Source organism: Sphingomonas sediminicola, assembly GCF_049991885.1.
In the GTDB taxonomy this organism is placed as follows: domain Bacteria; phylum Pseudomonadota; class Alphaproteobacteria; order Sphingomonadales; family Sphingomonadaceae; genus Sphingomicrobium; species Sphingomicrobium sediminicola.
This window is the reverse complement of sequence record NZ_CP178916.1, coordinates 490,415-513,548: the sequence shown is the minus strand read 5'-3', so window position 1 is coordinate 513,548 and position 23,134 is coordinate 490,415. Positions and strand designations below refer to the sequence as shown.

Here is a 23,134-nt window from a genome sequence, read left to right as displayed (position 1 = left end):
TACGTTCGGCGCCGCGGGACACTCCCCCTCGCCCGCGGCGCCAACCCCCTTCTCGTTGTGCGAGAGCACGCGCCGTGGCACATGGGTGCCATGGCGACGCACCTGAAATCGATTGAGCCGACGAAGGACCCGCTGGAGGACCTCAGCCTCCCCGGCTGGCTATACTTCGACCCGGAATTTTTCGATGCCGAGAAGCGCGCGTTCCTTCGCGCTGCGCCGCAAATCGTTTGCCACGAGAGCGAGATCGCCCAGCCGGGCGATTGGCGCACGCTCGAATATCTCGGCGAAAGCATCATCGTCATTCGCGGCGACGACGGCGAGATCCGTGCTTTCTCGAACATCTGCCGGCATCGCGGGTCCCGGCTGGTCGATGGCGAAAGGGGATGCTCGAAGGTCCTGACCTGTCCCTATCACGCGTGGAGCTTTTCGCGTGACGGGCGCCTCGTCGGCATTCCGCACCGGCAGGAGTATCCTGGGCTGCAGACGGAGAAGCTCGGACTTTTCCCGGTCGCACTCGAGAACTGGCGCGGCTTCCTGTTCATCACGCTCGAGCCAGGCGTGCCGGCGGTCGCCGAGATCATGGCGCCCTACGAGGAAGAGATTGAGCCCTACCGCTTCAGGGAATTGAGGGCGCTTCAACAGGTTCGCCTGCGGCCGCGGTCGCTCAACTGGAAGACGATCGCCGACAATTATTCCGACCACTTGCATATCCCGGTCGGCCATCCGGGCCTGACCCGCCTATTCGGCCGGAGTTACCGGATCGAAGCGCAGGAATGGGTCGACAAGATGGAAGGCGACCTGGTCGATAAGGAGTCGACCAATCCGTCGGAGCGCATCTACCAGCACCATCTTCCGTCGGTAGATCACCTGCCGGAGAGTCACCAGCGCAAGTGGCTCTATTACAAGCTATTCCCCAACGTCGCGTTCGACATCTATCCTGACCAAGTCGACTTCATGCAGTTCCTGCCGATCAGCGCAACCGAGAGCGTCATCCGAGAGATCAGCTATGCGCTTCCCGACGACCGCCGCGAGATGAAGGCGGTGCGCTACCTCAACTGGCGCATCAACCGCCGCGTCAATGCCGAGGACACCGAGCTGATCACTCGAGTGCAGCTCGGCATGCAGTCGCCGGCCTATGTCGCGGGGCCGCTGGGAACCAGCGAAGTCTGCCTGCGCAGCTTTGCCAGCAAGCTCAGGCGGATGATCCCGGAGGCGCGACTGGAATCGCCACCGCCGGCAGGTTGGTCTCGGCACTCGAATTAAAGCGGCGCATCGCAGCCCGGATTGCCAACCCGACTGCCAATAGTGCGATGCACCAGAGATCGGCTTCAAGACCGGTCCCGTAAGTTCCGAAGGCCAGGAACAGGATCGCCACCACGACAACAGACCGGGAGCCGACGGTCGAGCTTGCCTTCCACGCCACGAATGCGCCGGCAAAATACAAGAGGACGATAGCCGCCGTCGAAAGCAGGATGATGAAGGTATAAAGGTCGGCGGTAGAGCGGCTGCTGTTGGCGAAAACGAGCAGGATGCAAAGCACCGACCCGACGATTTGCGAGAAGTAAGGCGTGTTCGCTCCGCGCGTCCGGGTCATCACCGACGGAAGGTCTCCTCGCAGAGCCATCGAGTAGCCCAGCTCACCCGTGACCAGGATCAGGCCGTTCAGGCAGCCGATCGCGCTGACCGCGATCGCGAGCGCCGCAAGAGACGCAGCGCCGTGGCCCCAGCGGGACGCAAGGGCGTCGGCAAACGGCGCTGGAGATGCCACGATGACGTCCACCGGCAGGAGCAGCTGAATGCCGGTGCCCGCGAGCATGTAAAGCAGCACCACGAAGACGGTCCCGCCGAAGATCGCTCGCGGAAGCGTCCGCTCGGGATCCCGGACCTTGCACACGGGAGCGGTTGCGGATTCGAACCCGGTCAAAGCGTAAAACGTCATGGCGGTGGCCGCGGCGATGTTCGCGAACGTAACCGCTGCCGGCGCGAGGGCTTGGTAGCCGGCCCCGCTCGCGCCGCGCTCGAACAGCAGGGAGATTACCGCGAGGAGCGGCAACACCTTGATCGCTACGGTCAGGATTTGCAGGCCGCCGACGGCCCGTGCCCCGATCGCATTGTAGGCCGTCAAGATGACGACCGAGGTAATCGCTACCGGAACGACCGAGGCGGGTCCGCCGAACGGCGGTCCGATGAACGAGAGGGTCGAGCCAACTGCAATCGCGAGCGACGCAAGCGCGACCCAGTTGGACACCCAGAAACTCCACGCGACCAGAAATCCGACCGTGGGCCCGAATTGCCGCTCGATATTGGCCTGGATCCCGTCGCCCCCGCACTGCGAAAGCCGGGCAAGCGCGAAGGCCACGCAGAGCATTCCAAAGCCGCTGACAAGCCAGCCGATCACGGCATTCCTGCCGAGAGGCGCAAGGCTAACCGGAAGCATGAAAATGGCCGCGCCGATGATCGTCCCGACTACCAAGGCAGAGGTCATCCAGATGCCCATCTTGCCGTCGTCACTGTCTGCCATCGACCTGCTCCCCCGCAGTTTCGAGCGACGCTGATTACATACGCAAACGCTACACTATTCCGGGACCCTCGCCCGCTTCATCAGGAAATAGACCGGAATGCCGGTCGCGAGCAGTCCCGCGCCCCAGGCGGTCGCCTGCCCGCCCGCGCCGTAGAATGTCCAGAGAGCGTAAGTCGCGCCGACAAGCGCTGCGGCCGTGACCGTAGCTCCCTTCGCCTGTCCCCGCTTCAGCAGGGCAAGCATCGTCAGGGCCCCAGCGAGGTACAGTACCAGCGTCGCCGCCGTCGCTAGCAAGATGATGAAGGAGTAGATTTCGATCATTCCACTACTGAGGTTGGTCGCAATCAGCGCGACGCTGAGGCCGCAACCGAGGATTTGCGCGTAAACCGGCGCGCCCTTTTCGTTCACCCTGGCAAAGAATCTCGGGAAGACTCCGCGCTCGGCAAGCACCAGCGGAACTTCCGCCTGGAGGAACACCCAGCCATTGAGCGCGCCCAATGCGCTGATCGCCGCGAAGGCCGCGATCACCTTGCCAGCCTCTGAGCCCCAGACGCGGCTCATCAGATCCGCGAGCGGGGCGGTCGACTTTGCCGCAACTTCCGACGGCAAGAGCAGAAAAACCGCGAAGGTCACCAGCACATAGATGATCCCGACGAACAAGGTCCCGATCAGCGTCGCCCGGGCAATGGTCCGCCCTGGATCGATCACTCGGCCGGCGGGAACCGTCCCCGCTTCGAAACCCTGCATGGCCCAAAGCGCAAGCGCGGCTGAGCCGGCAATTGCTGCACCCCCGACGGGCATGGGCGCGATGTTCATTGTGCCTGCCGCGGATGTCCCGCCGCCACCGCCGAAAACCACGGCTGCCAGCAAAATTACCGCAAGAAGCGGTATGATCTTGAGCACCGTCGTGACGATCTGCACTGAACCGGACGCCCTGACGCCGCGCAGAGCGACGGCGGTCATCGCTATGACCAATGCGATTGCGGTCAACGGACCGGCGGCGGGCCGGGCAAAGAATTCCGGGGCGAAGGGCTCCAGATAGCTCACCAGCCCGATGCCGATGGCGGCATTGGTGACCCACTGCGAAATCCAATAGGCCCACATGACGAAGAATCCGGCCATGGGACCGAATGCGCTGGCGATATAATCATACGGCCCGCCCGCGTTCGGGATCGTCCGGGCAAGCTCCGCGAAGACATATGCCAGGCAAAGCGCGCCGCCGACGGTGATTGCCCAGCCGTAGAGCGCATTCCAGCCGAACGGGGCGAGCGCCGCCGGTAGCAGGAAAATCCCGGTCCCGATGGTATTGCCGATGACGAGAGCGAGGCAGGTCCAGAAGCCGATCTGACGCGGCGGGGCCTGTATCTCGTGTGTCATTGCCGCAAGGTGTTGCAGCTTCACCGCCCCTGTGCAATCGGCGCGGCCTTCAAGAAACGACGGGGCTCCAATGCGCGCATTCCTTTTTCCAGGTCAGGGCAGCCAGGCAGTCGGCATGGGCGCTGCGCTCGCCGAGGCAAGCCAGGCCGCGCGCGACACCTTCGCCGAGGTCGACGAGGCGCTCGGCCAGAACCTCTTCCGCCTGATGCGCGAAGGCCCGGAGGAGGAGCTCAAGCTCACCGAAAATGCTCAGCCCGCGATCATGGCCAATTCGCTCGCGGTGTTTGCGGCGCTGACGAAGGAAGGCGGCGTCGATTTCGCGAAAGCCGCGAATTTCGTCGCCGGTCACAGCCTGGGCGAATATTCCGCGCTCGCTGCGGCCGGTTCGTTCGACCTGCCGACCACGGCGAAGCTGCTAAAGTTGCGCGGTCAGGCAATGCAGCGGGCCGTTCCCGTCGGACAGGGCGCGATGGCCGCACTTCTCGGCGCCGATCTCGAACTCGCACGTCGCATCGCCGAAGCCGCCGCGCGGGGCGAAGTCTGCACCGTCGCAAACGATAATGACCCGACCCAGGTTGTCCTGTCCGGTCACAAAGGCGCCATCGACCGCGTCGTCGAGATCGCGAAGGAAATGGGCGCCAAGCGCGCCATTCCCCTGCCCGTCTCAGCCCCCTTCCACTGCCCGCTGATGCAGCCTGCCGCCGAAGCGATGCGCGATGCGCTCAGCTACGTAATGGTCGGCGATCCCGTTGTACCGGTCTTCGCCAACGTCACCGCCCAGCCGGAAAGTGATCCCGACACGATCCGCAACCTGCTGGTCGAGCAGGTCACTGGAATGGTCCGCTGGCGTGAAAGCGTCGCCAACATGGGCGAAGCCGGCGTCGAGGAATTCGTCGAGCTTGGCGGCAAGGTGCTTGGGACGATGGTCAAGCGAATCCTGCCCGACGTGAAAGTCACGAGCGTCGTGTCAATCGAGGACCTCGAAGCGCTCGCGAAGGAGATTGCATAATGTTCGACCTGGCCGGCATGACCGCGCTGGTGACCGGCGCTTCGGGCGGGCTCGGCAGCTCCATCGCCAAGGCGCTTTCGGCGCAAGGCGCTCGCCTCGCGGTTTCGGGCAGCAATGTCGAAAAGCTTGAGAGCTTTCGCGCCGGTCTGGGTAGCGATCACGTCGCCCTTCCCTGCAATCTCTCCGACGGCGCGGCGGTCGACCAGCTCGTCCCGCAGGCCCTCGAAGCGCTTGGGAAGCTTGACATCCTCGTCAACAATGCGGGCGTGACCAGGGACAACCTCCTCATGCGCATGAAGGATGAAGAGTTCGAGGACGTCATCCGCATCAATCTCGAAGCTGCGTTTCGCCTGATGCGCGCGGCCGCCAAGCCGATGATGAAGGCCCGCTTCGGCCGCATCATCTCGATCACCTCCGTCGTCGGCGTGACCGGAAATCCCGGACAGGCAAACTACGTCGCGTCAAAGGCCGGACTGATCGGCATGACTAAATCGGTCGCTCTGGAACTCGCAAGCCGTGGGATCACGGTCAACGCAATTGCCCTTGGCTTCATGACGTCCGCGATGACGGACGCGCTCAACGACCAGCAGCGTGAGGGCATTCTCTCCCGAATACCGCTCGGTCAGATGGGAAGCGGCGAGGATATCGGAGCCGCCGTTGTCTATCTAGCCAGCAAGGAAGCCGGTTACGTGACCGGCCAGACCCTCAACGTGAATGGCGGGATGGTCATGCCGTAAGGAGCGCCGACGCTCCTCCTCCACCATGCTGCCGCGAATGCCCAGCAGGCCGCTCCGGCCACCAAATCGATCGCATAATGTCCGCCGATCGGAATCGTCGAGACAATCACCAGCGCCTGCCAGCCCAGCATCGGTATCCACATCCATTTGACGTCTCGCCATGCGGCCGCGGTCATCAAGGCCAGCGCCGTGTGGAAAGACGGGAATGTCGCGACGCCCTGAAGCTGGGACGGGTCGATGACGAACTGTTTCGCCTCGCGAAGGGCAAACAGGTGGCTCAAATGATAGGTGCCCGATCCGGCCGGCAATAGTTGCTGAACCCCGACCGGAATCGGGAGAACGTAAAATGGCCCGGCCGCAGGGACCAGAGCTGAGCACACGGTCGCGACCAGCAGGCACAGATTAAACATCGTACACAATTCCCATGCGCGCTCGAACTTCCGCATATGAGCAAGCGAAAGTGCAGTGATGAACACCAGAGGAAAGGACGAATTGTAGGCGAACGCCAGGACCTCCGGCAGACCGCGGACGCCCGCAATCACCCGAATGATCGCCTCGAGATCGATTCCCATCGAGAGGTCGGCACGATGCAACGCGGGATCGACGAACGGAAGCCCGAACGTCTGCCCCACGAGGCAAATCAGACCGCTGCCTAAACCGCCGCAGAATAGGATCATGACGACCCCCGTCCCTGCCGCGAGCCGTTCGTCGCCATCCTCACGTTCGTGCCGGCGCCGCGCGGCGAAGAGCGCGCCAAGGATCAAGGTCGTCAGAGCGATCGGGACCGGCGCAAACCTCAGCTTCAGTCCCGTTAGCCCGGCAAGGAGAAGGAAAAGTGCCGCCGTCCCCAAGCCGAAGCATGCGCTTATGTTCGCGAGGCGCACTGGTTTTGGGCTGCTCATGGCTCGCCCTTGCCACGGGTCGCCGTTGCCAACGCAAGGCCAGATGAAGCATTCCCTGCGCAACGAGATGGAAGCCCGGACCGTGCAAGGACCGCCCTGCGAAAGACCAAGACCGCCAACAGAACCATCGAAATCGGTAAGAGCGGAAGATGGACAACTTCAGCGACCTGGCGAGCGAACCAAGGCGTGGCCCAAATGTAGGCCAGGGCCGTTCGTTCGTACTCTAGGAACGAGGTTCGCCGCCCTTCCGCGAAAAGAAATACGGCACCGAGACCGACAAGGGCGATGTCGTAGTCGAGCAGGTAGGGTGTCGATAGCGCGATGGCGACGCACGCGGCCGCGCCCAGGACGAAGGGTGGAGCGTGGCGCGCCTTCCACAGCAGCGCGAGGCCGCTAAGCGCGCTCAGAGCCTGGATGAGGTAGGCAGGTCCTACGGGTGCACCCCACATCCGGGCCAGGGAGAACAGGCTAGCGCTTTTGTGAAGGCCGACCGCGCCCTCTTCCATGAAGTGCCTTGTGGCGCTCGCGCTCGCAGCAAAGGCGAGCCAGGCTTCGGTTCCCCAAAGGAGCCATGACAATGCGATCACGAGCGCAGCGACAGTGAAAGCCACGCCCAGCGCTCGCCAGTTCTTCGTGAACAGCAGAAACGGAGCGAGCTGGAGTGCGAGCTGCGGTTTGTAGGCCAATCCGCCGAAATAGCCGGCGCCCGTTCCTCTTCCGACCGCTAGTGAGGCCAGGCCGGCACCGAGAAGCGCTGCTGTCAGGAATGCGTTCTGGCCATGCGCAAGGACGAGAGGGGTCAACGGAGACGCCAGGCAGACCGCGACGCTCTTCCAATCAGTCAGGATCGCCTTCAATGCCGCTGCGAGCAGCAGAACGCTGACGGCCTGCCAGATCGCAAGCGCATGGAGATAGGGAAGCATCGCTAGCGGACTCGCGATCAACAGGAAGACCGGCGGATAGACCCAGGCAGTCGCAAATTCCGAACCCGGGTGGGTCACGCGGACTTCTGCATTGAGGGCCGTCACGTCCCAGGCGGAGGGAGCGCTGCCGTCATTCGCCAGGCGGCCGGCATGCCAGAACGCCGAGAAATCCGTGCCGATCGGTTGACCGAACGGATCGAGCGTCCCCTGCCCTCCGAAATAGAGGAATAATAGCATCGCCAGGCCGGCAATGCCGCTGACAAGCGCGACCATACGCACGCGCTCGGGCGTGAGCCACGCCCCGCTGGACAACATACGCAACGCAACTCCGGTTCATACATCCGAAACCGAGCGGCGCACCCTTATCCGAACAATCCTTGTCGTTCCCTAAACGCCACCTATATCGCCCCCGAAATCAACACTTCGGCTGCCTGTTCGGGGCCGAAGAGGGGCTTTGGAGAGAGGGACTTAGATATGGCCAAGGTCATTGGCATCGACTTGGGCACGACCAACAGCTGTGTTGCCGTAATGGAAGGCGGCAAGCCCAAGGTCATCGAGAATAGCGAGGGCGCACGCACTACCCCGTCGGTAGTCGCATTCACCAAGGACGGCGAGCGCCTCGTTGGACAGCCGGCCAAGCGCCAGGCTGTCACGAACCCGGACAACACGGTTTTCGCGGTGAAGCGCCTAATCGGCCGCCGCTTCGACGATCCGATCACCAAGAAGGATACGGAGCTAGTCCCCTACAAGATCGTCAAGGGCAACAATGGCGATGCGTGGGTCCAGGCCGGCGGCAAGGATTACTCGCCGTCGCAGATTTCGGCCTTCATCCTGCAGAAGATGAAGGAAACCGCCGAGGCCTATCTCGGCGAGACCGTCACCCAGGCGGTCATCACCGTTCCCGCTTACTTCAACGACGCGCAGCGCCAGGCGACCAAGGACGCCGGCCAGATCGCGGGTCTTGAAGTGCTTCGCATCATCAACGAACCGACCGCGGCCGCGCTGGCCTATGGCCTCGAGAAAGAGGAGGGCAAGACGATTGCCGTCTATGACCTTGGCGGCGGCACGTTCGATATCTCGGTCCTCGAGATCGGCGACGGCGTGTTCGAGGTGAAGTCGACCAACGGCGACACCTTTCTCGGCGGTGAGGACTTCGACGCTCGCATCGTCAATTTCCTCGCTGACAAGTTCAAGGCGAAGGAAAACATCGACCTTCGCACCGACCGTCTCGCGCTTCAGCGCCTGAAGGAAGCGGCCGAGAAGGCGAAGATCGAACTGTCTTCGGCCCAGTCGACCGAGATCAACCAGCCGTTCATCACCGCCCGCATGGAAGGCGGTGCGACGACGCCGCTCCACCTGGTGGAGACGATCACCCGTGCCGATCTCGAAAAGCTGGTCGACGACCTGATCCAGCGCACCATCGAGCCCTGCAAGAAGGCGCTCAAGGACGCCGGACTCGAGGCAAAAGATATCGCTGACGTCGTGCTCGTCGGCGGCATGACCCGCATGCCCCGCGTGCGTGAGAAGGTGAAGGAATTCTTCGGCCGTGAGCCGCACACCGGCGTGAACCCGGACGAAGTCGTCGCAATGGGCGCGGCGATCCAGGCCGGCGTCCTGCAGGGTGACGTCAAGGACGTTCTTCTGCTCGACGTGACCCCGCTGTCGCTTGGCATTGAGACCCTTGGCGGCGTGTTCACCCGGATGATCGACCGCAACACGACCATTCCGACCAAGAAGGGCCAGGTCTTCTCGACCGCCGAGGACAATCAGAACGCGGTGACGATCCGCGTCTTCCAGGGCGAGCGCGAGATGGCCGCGGACAACAAGATGCTCGGCCAGTTCGACCTGGTCGGCATTCCGCCTGCTCCGCGCGGAGTTCCCCAGATCGAGGTGACGTTCGACATTGACGCCAACGGCATCGTGCACGTGACCGCGAAGGATAAGGGCACGGGCAAGGAGCAGCAGATCCGCATCCAGGCGTCAGGCGGCCTTTCGGATTCCGACATCGACAAGATGGTGCAGGAAGCCGAGCAGTTCGCCGAGGACGACAAGAAGCGGCGTGCGGCAGCCGAGGCCAAAAACCAGGCCGAAAGCCTCATCCACACAACTGAGCAGCAGCTGCGTGAGCATGGCGATAAGGTCGATGCATCCGTGAAGACCGAAATCGAAACTGCGCTCACTGAGGCGAAGACCGCGGTCGAGAGCGGCGATTCCGAGCAGATGACGCAAAAGACGCAAGCGCTCGCGCAGGCCGCGATGAAGCTAGGCGAGGCCATGTACAAGGCCCAGCAGGAGCAAGGTGCGACCGGCGGTGAGGCCGGTGCAGAAGCCGGCGAGTCTTCGGCGCAGCCTGACGAAGAAGTCGTCGACGCGGAATTCTCCGAGGTCGACGAAGAGAATAAGGGCTAAAGGGCGATGCCGGCTGTAGCTCAGCCGGTGTCAGCCGCGCGTACCGGGGGCGTGTAAGTGGTGGATCAGGATTATTACTCTGTTCTTGGCGTGCAGCGCACGGCGGACCCTGAGACGATCAAGGCCGCCTATCGCAAGCTCGCCAAGGAGCATCATCCTGACCGTCACAACGGCTGCAGCGAGCGCGAGGCCCAGTTCAAGGCGATCAGCGAAGCCTATGAGTGCCTGAAAGACCCGCAGAAGCGCGCAGCCTACGATCGCTTCGGCAAGGCTGCGTTCCACAATGGCGGCGGCGGCGGCGATCCCTTCGGCGGTGCTGGTGGCTTCGAGAGCTTCTCCGACATCTTCTCGTCGATCTTCGGCGAGTTCGCCGATCGGCAGCATGGACGGCAGAACCCGGCACGCGGCGCGGACCTGCGCTACGACCTGGAATTGTCGCTAGAGGATGCGTTTGCAGGCACCGAAGCCAACATCTCGATCGAAGCGCTTGCCCAGTGCGAGAATTGCGAGGGCCGCGGCTGCAACGCTGAAGATTGCGCGAAGACTTGCGGCACCTGCGGCGGCGCGGGCCGCGTTCGCGCGCAACAGGGTTTCTTCATGGTCGAGCGCGGCTGCCCGACCTGCCGTGGAAGCGGCGAGGTCATCGCCGATCCCTGCCACGCCTGCGAAGGCGAAGGGCGCTCGCTCAAGCGACGCAAGCTCTCGGTCAAGATCCCGGCGGGAGTGGACGAAGGCACGCGCATCCGCGTTGCCGGCGAAGGTGAAGCGGGCGTTCGCAACGGACCCGGCGGCGACCTCTACATCTTCGTCCACATGAAGCGGCATCCGATCTACGCTCGCGAGGGCACGACTCTGGTCGCGGAATGCCCGGTCACGTTCACGACGGCGGCGCTCGGCGGAACGATCAGTCTGCCTGGCATCGACGGAAACTCCATCGATCTGAAGATTCCTGCCGGCATCCAGTCCGGCGAACAGCTTCGCCAGCGCGGGTCAGGCATGAGTGTTCTGAACGGGCGCGGACGCGGCGATCTCGTCGCGCGCGTGCTGGTCGAGACGCCGACCAAGCTCAATTCCAAGCAGAAGAAGATCCTGGAAGAATTCCGCGAAACCGAGACCGGAGACGAATGCCCGGCCTCGAAAGGCTTCTTCAGCCGTATCCGGGATAAGCTCTAGAGGACTTCCGGCAGCCGCCGGGACAGCCTTTCAAGCGTTTAGGGCTTCTGCAGCCGGGCGCTCAAGCCTTCGCGCCTCCGAAAACTCGCTCGAAGATCGCGTCTACTTCCTTCAGGTGATAGTCGAGGTCGAACAGGCTCTCGAGTTGCTCGGCGCTGAGCTTCGCGCTTACCTCAGGGTCGTTCTTCAGCAGGTGGATCAACGACAGCTGGCCGTCGGACTCCCACACCTTCATCGCGTTGCGCTGGACCAAGGCGTAGGAGTCTTCGCGGCTGAGCCCGGCCTGGGTCAATGCCAGCAACACGCGCTGCGAGTGGATAAGTCCGCCCATGCGGTTGAGGTTCTTCTCCATCCTCTCCGGATAGACGAGCAGCTTGTCGACAACGCTGGTGAGCCGCGCGAGAGCGAAATCCAGCGTGATCGTCGCGTCCGGGCCAATGAAGCGCTCGACCGACGAATGGGAGATGTCCCGCTCATGCCAAAGCGCGACGTTCTCCATTGCCGGGACGACGGCGCTTCGGACGACGCGCGCAAGGCCCGTTAGGTTCTCCGTCAGAACCGGATTGCGCTTGTGCGGCATTGCCGAGCTGCCCTTCTGGCCCGGCGAGAAATATTCCTCGGCCTCAAGCACCTCGGTGCGCTGGAGATGACGGATCTCGGTCGCGAGGCGCTCGATTGACGAAGCAATGACACCCAGTGTCGCGAAAAACATGGCATGGCGGTCGCGCGGGATGACCTGGGTCGAGATCGGCTCGGGCGTCAGGCCCAGCTCCCTGGCGACATGCGCCTCGATTTCCGGCGGGACGTTGGCGAACGTCCCGACCGCCCCCGAGATGGCGCAGGTCGCGATGTCGTCGCGAGCCGCTACGAGGCGCGAGCGACCGCGATCGAACTCGGCATAGGCCTGCGCCAGCTTGAGCCCGAACGTCGTAGGCTCGGCGTGAATTCCGTGGCTGCGTCCAATCGTCGGCGTCATCTTGTGTTCGAACGCACGCTTCTTCAGCGCAGCCAGCAACGCGTCGAGGTCCTGGATCAGGAGATCGGTCGCTTGCTTAAGCTGCACAGCAAATGCCGTGTCCAGCACGTCCGAGCTGGTCATACCCTGGTGCAGCCAGCGCCTCTCGGGTCCAAGCTTGTCCCCCGCCCAGGTCAGGAAGGCGATCACGTCATGCTTGGTGACCGCTTCGATCTCGTCGATGGCCGCGACATCGATCTCGCCCAGCACGTCCCGGTCGTACGCGGCGCGGATTTTCGCTGCGTCTTCGGCCGGGATCATCCCGACCTTCCCCATCGCCTCGGCAGCGAAGACTTCGATGGCGAACCAGATGCGGTAGCGATTTTCGGACGACCAGATGGCCGTCATGTCGGGGCGGGAATAGCGGGGAACCATGGCCGGGGCGGCTAGCAGAGCCGCCCGAATGCATCAAATGTCGGAGACAAGCGCTATAAGGGGCGGGCCAGCGTCAAGGAGAACCGACATGGCACGAAAAGCACTGATCGTTGCACTCAGCGTGATCGCCACCGCCTCGCCGGCATTCGCTACAAATCGGGACACAACACCAACAACGACCGCTCCGGCAGGGACGCCCGAAACCAAATATTGCATGCATATCGAGGCCATCACCGGCAGCCGCCTCGAGAAAACCAAATGCTGGACCCGTGAAGAGTGGGCCGAGCAAGGCGTCGATGTCGATCTGGATTGGGCCAAGGAAGGCGTGCGCACCATCGGCTGATCGCGCGCGAATGCTACATCAGTCCCATCGCGCGTAGGCTCGACTGTCCCTGCACGCCGACGATGACACGATCGTGCACCGCCACCTTCATGTACCGCCCTGCTTCCACAAGCTCGCGTGTCAGCTTCACGTCCGCCTGACTCGGCGCCGGGTCGCCGCTTGGGTGATTGTGGACGATGAGATCGCGGTCGCGCCGTGCGGCATTGCCCGCTTCATCACCTCGCGAACGTGCATCGACGCTTCGTCGACCGACCCACGCCACATCGCCTCGATTGCGATCAGCATGTTCTTGGCGTTGAAAAACAGGACGCGGACTTCCTCGACCGGCGAATGCGCCATAGCCGCGCGCAGATAATCCTGCAGGGCATTCAGCTGGAAAGCACCGGCCGTCCCTCCAGCCGCGTCTCCAGCAGCCTCAGGGCAGTCGCCTCGGCGATCTTGAGCGCCGCGACCACCCCTTCGGTCAGGCCTTCGCGCTTGAGGGTCTCCGCGTCCGCGGAAAGGAGCGGGTCAATTCCACCAAACTGGGCGATCAGCGCCTGCGCCTTCGTATCGCGGCGCGGGATCGCGAGCGCGAGGAGGTATTCGACCAGCTCGTGGTCGAGCAATGCCTTCCACCCGCCTTCGGAAAGGCGCTGGCGAAGGCGGGCCCTATGCCCAGACGCGTTACCCGGAGTGTCCCCCGTCCGGTGTGACTGCTAGGCGACATCGTCGGCTGCTTGCAACGGTCCGTTCGTGCCGCCAACGGAACGTGCCTGTATCGGGAGGGTTACTAAACGCCGATGGCTGCGCGGCAGAGTGACGAAGGCGAGTTCTCCAGTGGTACCGTAGTGGTGCGTCGGCGCCGCTGGCGGCGCGTCACCGCGATCGCGTCGCTGGCCCTCCTGGTCCTGTTTGTGGTGTTGATCACAGGCGTCTGGATCGCGCGCCGGCCGATCGCGACGCGGGTTCTACAGGACCAGTTCGAGCAGAAGGGGGTGCGGGCGACCTACAAGCTCGACCGTGTCGGACTGCGCACGCAGCAAGTCAGCAACCTCGTTATCGGCGACCCCAAAAATCCCGATCTCGTCGCCCGGTACGCGCTCATCCAGGTCCGGTGGAAGCTGAGCGGGGGCGTTCGAGTCTACCGCATCGTCGCGCGCGGCGTTCGGCTGAAGGGCAAGGTCATCGACGGCAAGGTCAATTGGGGCGAAGTCAGCAAGCTGCTGCCGCCGCCGACCGGCAAGCCGTTCTCGCTTCCCAATGTCGTTCTCGACATCGCCGACAGCAGCATCAGTCTGCAGACCCCGTTCGGGACGCTCGGGTTCGCGCTCGCTGGTTCGGGCAATTTGACGGGAGGATTCCGCGGCAATCTGGCGGCAGTCAGCCCGAAGCTCGACATGGGCCGGTGCAGCCTCGACGGGATGCGCGCCTATACGGCGATCCGCGTAATTGCCCGGCGGCCGCGGGTCGAAGGTCCGTTCATCGCGGACAGGTTCGCCTGCCCCGTCAGCAATTTGCTGATGGATGCCCCGAGGTTCGACCTCGACACCAACTTCAGCGAAAGCTTCACCACCTTCGATGGAAGCGCCCGGGTCACGACCCAGCGGGTCATCGCCGGCGCGAACGGGCTTGCGGCGATGACCGGCAATGTCCGGTTCACGGGTACGCCCAAGTCCGCCTACGGCAAGATCGACGTCGCAGCTCAGCGATCGCGGCTTGGCCCGATCTATGCAGACCGCACGCGAATCAATGGGAAATACCTGATCGGCGCCAGCGCGGGCACGCTGGCACTGGTCGCCGATTACTCGGCCGAGAATGCCGACCTCGCTTCCTCGGTGATGGCGAACGTGACCGAACCGCTTTCGGCGGCCCGCAACACCCCGATCGGGCCGATCGCCGTCGCCATCAGCAATGCGATCAGCAAGTCGGCCAAGTCGTTCGACGCGTCGGGCTCGATCCGGATGGTCAACTTCCCGGGTGGCGGAGCAGCGCGGATCGAGACTGCCAACGTCCGCGCCGACTCAGGGGCGCAGGTGCAGGTCTCCGGGGGCGATGGCGTGACCTACTACTGGCCGTCCGCGAAGCTCCGCGTCGACGGGCTGATCAAGATGGCTGGCGGCGAACTGCCGCAGGGCCAGGTCCTGCTTCGTCAGCCGCGCAGCGGAGCGCCTATGAAGGGCCTGGCCCGTTTCGCGCCTTACCAGGCAGGCGCATCCCGGCTCGCCTTGAATCCAATCCGCTTCCAGGCAAGTGCGAACGGGGCGACCAACTTCGATACCGTCGCACTACTCGATGGACCGTTTCCGGACGGCCGGGTCCAGGCTTTCCGCCTCCCGCTCAACGGCCGCCTCGGCCCAGCCGGCGCATTCTCGGTCGGGCGCGGCTGCATCGTCGCGAGCTGGCGCTATTTCCGGATGCGGGAGATCCAATTCGGGCCGACGAGGTTGCCCGTCTGCGCCATCGGCCCAGCGATCGTTTCGAAACCTGCCGGCGGCGACCTTCGAGTGGCGGCAAAGCTCAACGATCCGAGACTTGCCGGACGCTTGGGCAAAGCGCCGCTGCAGCTTCGCGCCGACGGCGCGCAGATTATCGGCAAGCAATTCTCAGCCGCCGATCTCGCCGTCCGTCTTGGCAGAATCGAAGCGCCTTTCGCATTCGACGCGGCGCGGTTGCGTGGCACGTTCAGCGGAAGCGGAATCAGCGGCACGTTCGGCGGGGCAAAGTCGACGATCGGCAATGTCCCACTGCTGATCACCGACGCCGACGGGCGCTGGCGCTATTTCAGGAAAGACCTGACCGTCAACGGCGCGCTCAACCTGTCCGACCGAAGCGAGACGCCACGCTTCTACACGCTTCGAAGCAACGACTTCCAGGTCAAGCTTTCGGGCGACAACATCAACGCCGGCGGAACGCTCGTCCACCCCGCAAGCGGGACGAAGATCACCGACGTGACCATCCGCCACGAGCTGTCGAGCGGCAGCGGGCAGGCAACCCTCGATGTGCCCGGCATCACCTTTGGCGAAGGTCTGCAGCCGGAAGAGATCACCCGGCTCACGGAAGGCGTGATCGCACTCGTCCAAGGCAAACTGAGCGGCCGCGGCGTGATCAACTGGGACGGCGAGGGCAAGGTCACGTCGACCGGCGACTTCTCAACAGCAGGCATGGACCTAGCGGCACCATTCGGGCCAGTGACCGGTCTTTCGGGCAACGTGCATTTCACCGACCTCCTCGGCCTGGAAACGGCTCCCGGCCAGACCGCGACGGTCGCGACCATCAACCCCGGCATTCTCGTCGAGAACGGCGTGATCCGGTATCAATTGCTGCCCGGTCAGCTGGTGAAAGTCGAGCGCGGCGAGTGGCCATTCATGGGCGGCCGCCTGATCCTCCGGGAAACGATCCTGAACTTCAGCCGGCCGACCGCCAAGCGCCTGACATTCGAGGTTGTCGGCTTCGATGCGAAGCGCTTCATCGACACCTTCGGATTCCAGGGAATCGAGATTACCGGCACGTTCGACGGCGTCCTGCCGATGATCTTCGACGAGAATGGCGGGCGGGTTGTCGGCGGACGGCTAGATTCAAGGGAGCCGGGCGGTCAGTTCAATTACAACGGGACCAAGCCCAAGGCGGGAATTGCAGTCGGGCTCGCCTTCGACCTGCTCAGCAACATGCGGTATCACCAGATGACCATCCGACTGGATGGCGACTTGGCAGGCGAATTCGCGTCACGCTTCGAAATTGGCGAGGTATCCCTCGGAAACCGCGGAGGCTTCGTAGCGGGACTCGTGCGAAACGCCTTCAAGAAGGTCCCGCTGAAGGTGAACCTCAACGTCAAGGGCCCCTTCCGGGCGCTGGTTCAAATGGCCAAGGGCTTCAAGGACCCGTCGGCGGTCATCCAGCCCGTCCTTCCCTTCCCTCTAGATGCGCCGGGTCTCGCGACCGAGATCCGCGTCCTGAAGAAGGAAGAAGAACAGCAGTCAAACGTTCCACCCATCCAGGAGCAGGTGGATGTTTCCACAAAACCCCAGCCAAGCGAGTAAGCCGATGACCATGAAACGGAGACCGAAACTGCGGTTGATTGCCGGCACGGCCCTGGCCGCTTCGTTGACCGGCTGCGTAACGGTGAAGACGCCGGACAAGCCGATCGAGATCAACCTCAATGTCGAAATCCGGCAGGAAGTCCTCGTTCGTCTCCAGCAGGATGCTCAGCAACTCATCCAGCAGAACCCGGACGCCTTCCCGCAGCCGCCGAAGCAGTGATGCGCTGGATCTTGCTCCTGGCGATCGGCGCATCCGCCGCAGCCATCCCTGCAGCAGCGCCATCACAGGCATACGCCGAGCTCGCGGGTGCTCGTCGGGCTGGGCAGGTTGGCGAACGGTATGACGGCTATCTGGGGTTCGCCGCGCCATCGACCCCTGTCGTGCAGAGACAGGTCAGCGCCATCAACATCCGCAGGCGCTCGCTCTACGTCGATCTTGCGAGGCGTCGCGGGGTCACTCCACAGGTGGCCGGGCTCGCGACCGGCTGTGAATTGCTGACGCGCGTGCAGGTTGGGGAGGTCTATCTGCTCCAGGATGGCGTCTGGCGCCGCCGCCAGCCGGGACAGGTCATCGCGCAGCCGAGCTATTGCGGCTGAGCTATTTCACCGGCGGGCGGGGTTCGAACGACGATCGATATTCGGGTTTCAACCGCTCCATCATCCCGGCGGTGATCGGAAGCGAAATCTCGTAATTCCCTTCGGCATAAGGCCCAGCAACATATTGATCGACGATCACAACGAGATGGTCGAAGCGTCCGTTCTTGTCGCTGTCGCTCAAGAGGACGGTGACCTCCTTATACTCGGGGCAATTGCCGAACAGGTCGTCCTTCTTAACCGGCTCGCCGCGCCGTTTCTCGCGTTCGCGGTCGAGAAGAACGCAGAAAGGCTGACGGATCGCGCCGGTCCAGCTTGTGCCGGGCTGGAGCAAATCCTGAATGGATACCTCTCGAGCAAGCTTGCGGTCCCACAGCAGCGATCCGGAACCGCTTGAGCCATGCGCTCCGCCCGTGAACCCGTAGATGCTGCTCTCCAGGCTCAATAGCTGGTCCGACTGCCCGGCAGTCTCATAGGATCGCTGCACCTCGTGGGTATGATAGTCGAACTTTTGCTTGAGCCGCTCGTCGCGATCTTCTTTCGCCCCCGCGATCATCTCGGATTTCACTTTCTCCATGTCCTTGGTGAACCGCTCGACAAGCTGCGGCACGGCAGCTGCTTCGGCTGACCAGCTGTAGGAGAAATTGTAGAGGCTGGACTCTTCTTCGACCTTGAAGGGCTTAGCCGCCGGAGCTGGAGTTGCCTTCGGGCTCTCCGCCTGATTTGCGACGGCTGTTGGAGCTTCGTCGTTCGCAGGGAACACCGCCGACCGCTGACCGCACGCGGACAACATGACGGCCATCAATATGGCAGCTCTCATGCGGCGGAGACTGACATGCCTCAGGCAACTCGCCAACAGGCCGCTCGCAGTGGTTGACTTGCCCCCGCCCCCTTCATAAAGGGGCGGCGCCTAGGCGGCCTCGGTCGCCGCCATGTTTCTCGCCCTTAATACACCCCAATCAAGGCGGGGCGACGCACAGGGAAAGATCATGGCGACGGACGAGACCGGGCAGGACCCAAAGCTTCCACCAGACGCAAGGCTCGAATCGCTCGAACAGCGGCTCGACCAACTGCAGGAGGCAGAAGCGAAGAGGGTCCACAAGGCAGAGCCAAATCCGACCAATCGGATCTGGCAGCTGATGTTCAGTCACCTGGTCGGCGCGCCGGTCGGTGGCGGGATCATCGGATGGGGCCTCGACACCTTGTTCGGGACCTTTCCGACGTTCTTCCTGGTGATGCTGTTCGTCGGTTTCGGCGTCGGCGTGGTGAACGTGATGCGCATTTCGAAAACACCGTCGGGCGGAACGCCCGGTCCGAAGTCGTAAGAGGGTAAGACCGAAGTGGCCGAAGCAGGCAAGATCGATCCGATGCACCAGTTCACGGTGGAACCGATCGTTCCGCTGCATCTGGGACCCTACGACATCAGCTTCACGAACAGCTCTCTGTGGTTGCTGATCGCGCTCGCGCTGATCACCGGCTTCATGATGATGGGCATGAAGCGTCAGCTCGTCCCCGGCCGCTGGCAGATGGCAGTCGAAGGTCTGACTGGCTTCATCGACGACATGGTCAAGGTGAACATCGGACCTGAGGGCAAGAAGTTCATGCCCTACATCTTCTCGCTGTTCGTCTTCATCCTGACCGCGAACCTGCTCGGCCTGTTCCCGCTGAGCATTTTTCCTGGCGCGCACCAGTTCACCACGACCAGTCATTTCAGCATCACCGGTGTCCTGGCCGTATTGAGCTTCTCGATCGTTCTGATCGTCGGCTTCGCCCGTCATGGCCTCCACTTCTTCTCGCTGTTCGTGCCGCACGGCACACCAAAGATCATGGTCCCGCTGATCGCGGGCATCGAGTTCATCTCGTTCATGGTCCGCCCCTTCAGCCTCGGCCTCCGATTGTTCGTCGCGATGATCGCCGGCCACATCCTGATGGAAGTGTTCGGAAGCTTCATCGTGAACGGCTTTAACGGCGGCCCGCTCGGCTGGGGCGTCGGCGCAATCAGCTTCCTGTTCATCATCGGCGTGACCGCGCTTGAGCTGCTGGTCTGTGCCATCCAGGCTTACGTCTTTGCGCTGCTGACGACGCTGTACCTCAACGACGCAGTCAATCTTCACTAAGAGTTCGACAAAAGGAGTTTCAAATGGATTTCGCTTCCGCACAGGTGATCGGTGCTGGTCTGGCCGCAATCGGCGTTGGCGCCGCCGCGATAGGCGTGGGCAACGTTTTCGGCTCGTTCCTTGAGAGCGCGCTTCGCAACCCGGCAGCCGCCGACGGGCAGCAGGGCCGCCTGTTCATCGGCTTCGCCGCCGCCGAGCTTCTGGGCCTGATCGCGTTCGCGGTCGCCATGATCATTCTCTACGCGCGTTGATCATCCTCCGGCCGGTTCGCCGGCCGGGTAATTGGGACCTTCGATGCCTCAGATAAATCAGCTTCCCGACATCTTTATCAGCCAGCTGTTCTGGTTGGCGGTGGTGTTCGGCATCATCTACTTCTGGATCGGTCGCGGCCTCGTGCCGAAGATTCAGTCGGTCGTGGAAGACCGCGACAAGAAGATCGCCGACGACCTCGCGGCCGCCCAGCGCGCCCGCGAGCAGGCGGAAGCGTCTGAGGAAGCTTATCGCGAGCGGATCGATGCAAGCCGTAGCGAGGCCATGAAGGTCGCACAGGAGGCCAAGCATCAGGCCGCCCTCGACACCGAGAAGCGCCTGAAGGCGGTCGATGCGAAGATCGGCAAGAAGGTTGCGGAAGCGGAGGGGAAGATTCGGACCGCGGCCGATGCCGCCCGCCGGGAACTGGAGCCGGTTGCGGCCGAGGCTGCTAGCGAGCTGGTCTCCAAGCTGACCGGTCAGAAGATCTCAGCGAAAGATGCGGAAACTACGGTGAAAGCGGTGCTCCATGGCTAATCCGCACGGAGAGACCACGGCAACCGTCGAGCAACCCGCCGGCGGAGCCGAGCACGGGGAAGCCGCCGCATTCGGTGTGATTACCGCGCCGATGTTCATCGCTCTAGCGATGATCGTCGTCATCGCGCTCATAGTCTGGAAGAAGGTTCCGGCGGCGATTGGCAAGGCGCTGGACAGCAAGATCGATGTGATCCGTAACCAGCTCGCCGAGGCGGAATCGCTGCGCAAGGATGCTGAAGCGCTTAAGGCCGAGTATGAGGCGAAGTCGAAGGCGGCCGACAAGGAAGCCGCGACCATTGTCGAGCGCGCTCGTCACGAGGCCGAGACTATCGTCAGCCAAGCCAAGGAAAGCGCCGAAGCCCTGGTCGAGCGCCGTCAGCGCATGGCCGAGGACAAGATCGCTGCCGAAGAGCGCCATGCGATCGAGCAGCTTCGCGCAACCGCTGCCGAAGCCGCGCGCGAAGCTGCGGCCCGCCTGATCCGCGACCGCGTCGACGAAAAGGCTGATGAGGCTTTGGTTGGCGACGCCATCCGGAGCATCGGTAGCCGCTAAGGCAGCTGCGCCACCCTTGCCGCAATGATCGCGGCATGGCACTCGGCGCAATATTGGGCGGTTAGCTCAGTTGGTAGAGCATCTCGTTTACACCGAGAGGGTCGGCGGTTCGAGCCCGTCACCGCCCACCATCCTCACGCGCAGACCATCCGGGCGATGGCCGAGCATGGGGCCCACGCCGCGCGAAGCGTGTCCAAGTCAAACTGCCGCGACTGGCCCGACCTCCGCGAAATAGCGCGCATTGCAGCGCTTGCGTCGAGCGCCAGCTCCACGAACACACGCCGGCCGTTATGCGGGTCGGCACGACGCACGAAAATGCCCTTGTCAGTCATCGTCTTCAGCCAGCGAAGCACCGTCGTGGCGGGCACCGCGGCCGCAATGCACAGGCTTGAAACGGGTACCCGAAGCTGCGCGATCTCGGCCCGCACCAGATCGAGAAGCCTGTCAGAGGCCGGATCCGTGAACATATTCCCCCTCGGAGAACCGGCTGCGAAGGCGGCGGGCACGGCTACAATGCGCCGGCGCTGGAGCTTTACGTCCGGCCGGACTCCGTTCGCGCCGAAGTGGAAGCCATGCGGCGGCTATCAAACGCCTTCGGGAATCTCGCCTCCGCCGGAGAATGGTTCGAGAAATGAACCGATCTGGGCGGCTTTCCAGCCCCCGGTCGCGACGAAACCGCGATTCAGGAAAGCGCGCTTGCCGTATGCTAGAGGCTGCCCGTCCGGCCCGTCGACACGCCCGCCCGCTGCCAACAGCACGGCATGCCCGGCGGCCGTGTCCCATTCGCTGGTTGGCGACAGGCGCGGGTAGATGTCCGCCCTGCCCTCGGCAACGATGCAGAACTTGAGCGAGGATCCGATGGCGACATAGCCGCATTCGCCAACCGCCTCGGCGAGATAGTCGGCGGTTGGCTGGTTGAAGTGCGACTTGGAGGCTACGGCAACCAGCTCGTCGTTCGGCGACCTGGTCTGGATCGCGATACGGCCGCTCAGGTCCTCGAGCCACGCTCCCTCGCCGACCAGTCCGCCGTGAAGCCTTCCGGTTGCCGGCGCGTAGACTGCGCCAAGCCGCGGGACGCCGTCGAGGATCAGCCCGATATTGACGGTGTAATCATCGCCTCCACGGACGAATTCCTTCGTTCCGTCGAGCGGATCAACGAGGAAGTAGGTGTCGCCGTGCGCGGGGATTCGGCCGGCGGCGACTTCTTCTTCGGCAATGACCGGAACACCCGGCGCCGCTTTCGCCAAAGCCGCGAGGATGATCAGCTCGGCCGCGCGATCCGCCTCCGTGACTGGCGACGAATCCTGCTTGTGCTCGATGTCGTAACCGCGGCGGACGATCTCCAGGATCGCCTCGCCCGCCTCACGCGCTGCAACAGCAATGTCTTCGAGAAGCCGACGCTCGTCCATGGCTATCTGTGGCGGCCCACCCAAGCCAACCGAGGCCGCTTAGCGCGGCGCCATCCGGATGCCGCCGTCGAGGCGGATCGACTCCGCGTTCAGGTACGGCGTCTCGACGATGAAGGCGGCCAGCTCGGCATATTCCTCGGCCTTGCCGAGACGCTTCGGGAACGGGACCTGCGCGCCGAGCGCTTCCTGAACGTTTGGTGGCATCATCGCGACCATCGGCGTCTTGAACACGCCCGGAAGGATGGTGTTCACGCGGATGCCGTCGTTCATGAGGTCGCGTGCGATTGGCAGCGCCATGGCCAGAACGCCGCCCTTCGACGCCGAATAGGCTGCCTGGCCGATCTGGCCGTCCTCAGCCGCGACTGACGCGGTGTTGATGATGCAGCCGCGCTCGCCGTCTTCCAGCGGGTCGAGCCCGACCATTCCGAATGCCGAGTTTGCGATGCAGCGGAACGTGCCGATCAGGTTGATCTGGATGGCCAGCTCGAACTGGATCATCGGGTAGAATTTCGGTTCCTTGGTGTCCTTGTCGCGCCCGACGGTCTTGGCGGCGTTGGCGACGCCGGCGCAATTGACAAGCACCCGTTCCTGCCCGTGAGCCTCACGGGCCCTGGCGAATGCCGCAGCGACCTTTTCGTCGCTGGTCACGTCGACTTCGCAGAAGACACCGCCGATCTCGGCCGCAACCTCCTCGCCCTTCTCGACGTCGCGGTCGAACACGGCGACTTTCGCCCCCCGCTTCGCAAGCTCCCGAGCCGTCGCTCCGCCGAGGCCCGAGGCGCCGCCGGTCACGACCGCGGCAATGCCCTCAATCTTCATGCCCTATTCCCCTTGAATGTCGCTGGGCTGCACTTCACGAAATCGACCACTGA

The 23,134-nt window shown here is 63.4% G+C and carries 23 protein-coding genes, 1 tRNA gene and 1 pseudogene; 15 read left to right on the top strand and 10 right to left on the bottom strand.

The features are described from left to right. The first annotated feature begins 90 nt into the window (after positions 1-90). The gene (locus tag ACMC5O_RS02705; protein WP_187707821.1) at positions 91-1,263 is read left to right on the top strand and encodes an aromatic ring-hydroxylating oxygenase subunit alpha; all 1,173 of its coding nucleotides are present in this window, start codon (positions 91-93) and stop codon (positions 1,261-1,263) included. On the opposite strand, the gene ACMC5O_RS02700 is transcribed toward ACMC5O_RS02705, so the two are convergent. Continuing rightward, positions 1,193-2,521 carry an APC family permease gene (locus tag ACMC5O_RS02700; protein ID WP_187707822.1) on the bottom strand — a complete coding sequence of 443 codons (1,329 nt, stop codon included), beginning with the start codon at positions 2,519-2,521 and terminating at the stop codon, positions 1,193-1,195. The genes ACMC5O_RS02705 and ACMC5O_RS02700 overlap by 71 nt on opposite strands. 54 nt (positions 2,522-2,575) lie before the next feature. Next, the gene (locus tag ACMC5O_RS02695; protein WP_187707823.1) at positions 2,576-3,898 is read right to left on the bottom strand and encodes an amino acid permease; all 1,323 of its coding nucleotides are present in this window, start codon (positions 3,896-3,898) and stop codon (positions 2,576-2,578) included. A gap of 70 nt (positions 3,899-3,968) precedes the next feature. On the opposite strand from ACMC5O_RS02695, the gene fabD reads away from it, so the two are divergent. Further along, positions 3,969-4,907 carry an ACP S-malonyltransferase gene (gene fabD, locus ACMC5O_RS02690; RefSeq protein WP_426693221.1) on the top strand — a complete coding sequence of 313 codons (939 nt, stop codon included), beginning with the start codon at positions 3,969-3,971 and terminating at the stop codon, positions 4,905-4,907. Further along, positions 4,907-5,644, top strand: a complete 738-nt coding sequence (fabG, locus tag ACMC5O_RS02685; protein ID WP_426693220.1) for a 3-oxoacyl-[acyl-carrier-protein] reductase — start codon at positions 4,907-4,909, stop codon at positions 5,642-5,644. The genes fabD and fabG overlap by 1 nt, the downstream gene beginning before the upstream one ends. Here the strand turns inward: fabG and ACMC5O_RS02680 are convergent. Next, the gene (locus ACMC5O_RS02680) at positions 5,593-6,546 is read right to left on the bottom strand and encodes a phosphatase PAP2 family protein (protein ID WP_187707825.1); all 954 of its coding nucleotides are present in this window, start codon (positions 6,544-6,546) and stop codon (positions 5,593-5,595) included. The genes fabG and ACMC5O_RS02680 overlap by 52 nt on opposite strands. After that, a complete protein-coding gene (locus tag ACMC5O_RS02675; RefSeq protein WP_426693219.1) occupies positions 6,543-7,784 on the bottom strand; it encodes a glycosyltransferase family 87 protein in 1,242 nt (413 codons plus the stop codon). The genes ACMC5O_RS02680 and ACMC5O_RS02675 overlap by 4 nt, the downstream gene beginning before the upstream one ends. Positions 7,785-7,943: 159 nt before the next feature. On the opposite strand from ACMC5O_RS02675, the gene dnaK reads away from it, so the two are divergent. After that, positions 7,944-9,878 carry a molecular chaperone DnaK gene (gene dnaK / locus ACMC5O_RS02670; protein WP_426693218.1) on the top strand — a complete coding sequence of 645 codons (1,935 nt, stop codon included), beginning with the start codon at positions 7,944-7,946 and terminating at the stop codon, positions 9,876-9,878. 57 nt (positions 9,879-9,935) lie between these two features. Beyond that, positions 9,936-11,051, top strand: a complete 1,116-nt coding sequence (gene dnaJ / locus ACMC5O_RS02665) for a molecular chaperone DnaJ (RefSeq protein ID WP_246444026.1) — start codon at positions 9,936-9,938, stop codon at positions 11,049-11,051. Between the two features lie 61 nt (positions 11,052-11,112). On the opposite strand, the gene purB is transcribed toward dnaJ, so the two are convergent. Then, positions 11,113-12,441 carry an adenylosuccinate lyase gene (gene purB, locus ACMC5O_RS02660; RefSeq protein ID WP_426693217.1) on the bottom strand — a complete coding sequence of 443 codons (1,329 nt, stop codon included), beginning with the start codon at positions 12,439-12,441 and terminating at the stop codon, positions 11,113-11,115. Positions 12,442-12,529: 88 nt separating this feature from the next. On the opposite strand from purB, the gene ACMC5O_RS02655 reads away from it, so the two are divergent. Beyond that, positions 12,530-12,784, top strand: coding sequence for a hypothetical protein (locus ACMC5O_RS02655; protein ID WP_187707827.1), 255 nt, complete (start codon positions 12,530-12,532; stop codon positions 12,782-12,784). 13 nt (positions 12,785-12,797) lie between these two features. Here ACMC5O_RS02655 and ACMC5O_RS02650 read toward each other — a convergent pair. Then, positions 12,798-13,452 (bottom strand): annotated as a pseudogene (locus ACMC5O_RS02650) (JAB domain-containing protein); the annotation flags it as partial. A gap of 165 nt (positions 13,453-13,617) precedes the next feature. Between ACMC5O_RS02650 and ACMC5O_RS02645 the strand changes: the two are divergent. The 3 genes from ACMC5O_RS02645 to ACMC5O_RS02635 are packed head-to-tail and all read left to right on the top strand — an operon-like array spanning position 13,618 to position 17,400. Further along, on the top strand, positions 13,618-16,803 hold the full coding sequence (locus tag ACMC5O_RS02645; RefSeq protein ID WP_222949798.1) for an intermembrane phospholipid transport protein YdbH family protein: 3,186 nt from the start codon (positions 13,618-13,620) through the stop codon (positions 16,801-16,803). Positions 16,804-16,813: 10 nt separating this feature from the next. Continuing rightward, the gene (locus ACMC5O_RS02640) at positions 16,814-17,023 is read left to right on the top strand and encodes a YnbE family lipoprotein (protein ID WP_187709932.1); all 210 of its coding nucleotides are present in this window, start codon (positions 16,814-16,816) and stop codon (positions 17,021-17,023) included. After that, positions 17,023-17,400 carry a YdbL family protein gene (locus ACMC5O_RS02635; protein WP_246444590.1) on the top strand — a complete coding sequence of 126 codons (378 nt, stop codon included), beginning with the start codon at positions 17,023-17,025 and terminating at the stop codon, positions 17,398-17,400. The genes ACMC5O_RS02640 and ACMC5O_RS02635 overlap by 1 nt, the downstream gene beginning before the upstream one ends. Before the next feature lies 1 nt (position 17,401). On the opposite strand, the gene ACMC5O_RS02630 is transcribed toward ACMC5O_RS02635, so the two are convergent. Beyond that, on the bottom strand, positions 17,402-18,217 hold the full coding sequence (locus tag ACMC5O_RS02630; RefSeq protein WP_426693216.1) for a PdaC/SigV domain-containing protein: 816 nt from the start codon (positions 18,215-18,217) through the stop codon (positions 17,402-17,404). Positions 18,218-18,386: 169 nt separating this feature from the next. Here ACMC5O_RS02630 and ACMC5O_RS02625 point away from each other — a divergent pair, with 169 nt between their 5' ends. The 6 genes from ACMC5O_RS02625 (at position 18,387) to ACMC5O_RS02600 (ending at position 20,984) form a co-directional block, all read left to right on the top strand. Next, the gene (locus ACMC5O_RS02625; RefSeq protein WP_426693215.1) at positions 18,387-18,722 is read left to right on the top strand and encodes an AtpZ/AtpI family protein; all 336 of its coding nucleotides are present in this window, start codon (positions 18,387-18,389) and stop codon (positions 18,720-18,722) included. A 42-nt stretch (positions 18,723-18,764) separates the two neighbouring features. Beyond that, complete coding sequence (locus tag ACMC5O_RS02620; protein ID WP_187707832.1) at positions 18,765-19,514, top strand: F0F1 ATP synthase subunit A; 750 nt, start codon at positions 18,765-18,767, stop codon at positions 19,512-19,514. 23 nt (positions 19,515-19,537) lie between these two features. Beyond that, positions 19,538-19,765, top strand: a complete 228-nt coding sequence (locus ACMC5O_RS02615; protein ID WP_187480483.1) for a F0F1 ATP synthase subunit C — start codon at positions 19,538-19,540, stop codon at positions 19,763-19,765. A 43-nt stretch (positions 19,766-19,808) separates the two neighbouring features. Beyond that, complete coding sequence (locus ACMC5O_RS02610; protein ID WP_187707833.1) at positions 19,809-20,300, top strand: ATPase; 492 nt, start codon at positions 19,809-19,811, stop codon at positions 20,298-20,300. Next, positions 20,293-20,853 (top strand): F0F1 ATP synthase subunit B, encoded by a 561-nt coding sequence (locus ACMC5O_RS02605; protein ID WP_187707834.1) that lies wholly within the window; start codon positions 20,293-20,295, stop codon positions 20,851-20,853. Before ACMC5O_RS02610 ends, ACMC5O_RS02605 begins: the two co-directional genes overlap by 8 nt. Positions 20,854-20,908: 55 nt before the next feature. Beyond that, a tRNA-Val gene (locus tag ACMC5O_RS02600) sits at positions 20,909-20,984 on the top strand. 3 nt (positions 20,985-20,987) lie between these two features. On the opposite strand, the gene ACMC5O_RS02595 is transcribed toward ACMC5O_RS02600, so the two are convergent. From ACMC5O_RS02595 to ACMC5O_RS02585, 3 genes are all read right to left on the bottom strand, one after another. After that, positions 20,988-21,320, bottom strand: a complete 333-nt coding sequence (locus ACMC5O_RS02595) for a hypothetical protein (protein WP_187707835.1) — start codon at positions 21,318-21,320, stop codon at positions 20,988-20,990. A 117-nt stretch (positions 21,321-21,437) separates the two neighbouring features. Continuing rightward, a complete protein-coding gene (gene cysQ / locus ACMC5O_RS02590) occupies positions 21,438-22,262 on the bottom strand; it encodes a 3'(2'),5'-bisphosphate nucleotidase CysQ (protein ID WP_187707836.1) in 825 nt (274 codons plus the stop codon). 39 nt (positions 22,263-22,301) lie between these two features. Further along, positions 22,302-23,081, bottom strand: a complete 780-nt coding sequence (locus ACMC5O_RS02585) for an SDR family NAD(P)-dependent oxidoreductase (protein WP_426693214.1) — start codon at positions 23,079-23,081, stop codon at positions 22,302-22,304. Positions 23,082-23,134: the final 53 nt, after the last annotated feature.

Excerpts from the sequence above, each read along its gene's own strand:
- ACMC5O_RS02705 (WP_187707821.1), top strand. The coding sequence starts at position 91 with ATGGCGACGCACCTGAAATCGATTGAGCCGACGAAGGACCCGCTGGAG.
- ACMC5O_RS02700 (WP_187707822.1), bottom strand. The coding sequence starts at position 2,521 with ATGGCAGACAGTGACGACGGCAAGATGGGCATCTGGATGACCTCTGCC.
- ACMC5O_RS02695 (WP_187707823.1), bottom strand. The coding sequence starts at position 3,898 with ATGACACACGAGATACAGGCCCCGCCGCGTCAGATCGGCTTCTGGACC.
- fabD (WP_426693221.1), top strand. The coding sequence starts at position 3,969 with ATGCGCGCATTCCTTTTTCCAGGTCAGGGCAGCCAGGCAGTCGGCATG.
- fabG (WP_426693220.1), top strand. The coding sequence starts at position 4,907 with ATGTTCGACCTGGCCGGCATGACCGCGCTGGTGACCGGCGCTTCGGGC.
- ACMC5O_RS02680 (WP_187707825.1), bottom strand. The coding sequence starts at position 6,546 with ATGAGCAGCCCAAAACCAGTGCGCCTCGCGAACATAAGCGCATGCTTC.
- ACMC5O_RS02675 (WP_426693219.1), bottom strand. The coding sequence starts at position 7,784 with ATGTTGTCCAGCGGGGCGTGGCTCACGCCCGAGCGCGTGCGTATGGTC.
- dnaK (WP_426693218.1), top strand. The coding sequence starts at position 7,944 with ATGGCCAAGGTCATTGGCATCGACTTGGGCACGACCAACAGCTGTGTT.
- purB (WP_426693217.1), bottom strand. The coding sequence starts at position 12,441 with ATGGTTCCCCGCTATTCCCGCCCCGACATGACGGCCATCTGGTCGTCC.
- ACMC5O_RS02655 (WP_187707827.1), top strand. The coding sequence starts at position 12,530 with ATGGCACGAAAAGCACTGATCGTTGCACTCAGCGTGATCGCCACCGCC.
- ACMC5O_RS02640 (WP_187709932.1), top strand. The coding sequence starts at position 16,814 with ATGAAACGGAGACCGAAACTGCGGTTGATTGCCGGCACGGCCCTGGCC.
- ACMC5O_RS02635 (WP_246444590.1), top strand. The coding sequence starts at position 17,023 with ATGCGCTGGATCTTGCTCCTGGCGATCGGCGCATCCGCCGCAGCCATC.
- ACMC5O_RS02630 (WP_426693216.1), bottom strand. The coding sequence starts at position 18,217 with ATGAGAGCTGCCATATTGATGGCCGTCATGTTGTCCGCGTGCGGTCAG.
- ACMC5O_RS02625 (WP_426693215.1), top strand. The coding sequence starts at position 18,387 with ATGGCGACGGACGAGACCGGGCAGGACCCAAAGCTTCCACCAGACGCA.
- ACMC5O_RS02620 (WP_187707832.1), top strand. The coding sequence starts at position 18,765 with ATGCACCAGTTCACGGTGGAACCGATCGTTCCGCTGCATCTGGGACCC.
- ACMC5O_RS02615 (WP_187480483.1), top strand. The coding sequence starts at position 19,538 with ATGGATTTCGCTTCCGCACAGGTGATCGGTGCTGGTCTGGCCGCAATC.
- ACMC5O_RS02610 (WP_187707833.1), top strand. The coding sequence starts at position 19,809 with ATGCCTCAGATAAATCAGCTTCCCGACATCTTTATCAGCCAGCTGTTC.
- ACMC5O_RS02605 (WP_187707834.1), top strand. The coding sequence starts at position 20,293 with ATGGCTAATCCGCACGGAGAGACCACGGCAACCGTCGAGCAACCCGCC.
- ACMC5O_RS02595 (WP_187707835.1), bottom strand. The coding sequence starts at position 21,320 with ATGTTCACGGATCCGGCCTCTGACAGGCTTCTCGATCTGGTGCGGGCC.
- cysQ (WP_187707836.1), bottom strand. The coding sequence starts at position 22,262 with ATGGACGAGCGTCGGCTTCTCGAAGACATTGCTGTTGCAGCGCGTGAG.
- ACMC5O_RS02585 (WP_426693214.1), bottom strand. The coding sequence starts at position 23,081 with ATGAAGATTGAGGGCATTGCCGCGGTCGTGACCGGCGGCGCCTCGGGC.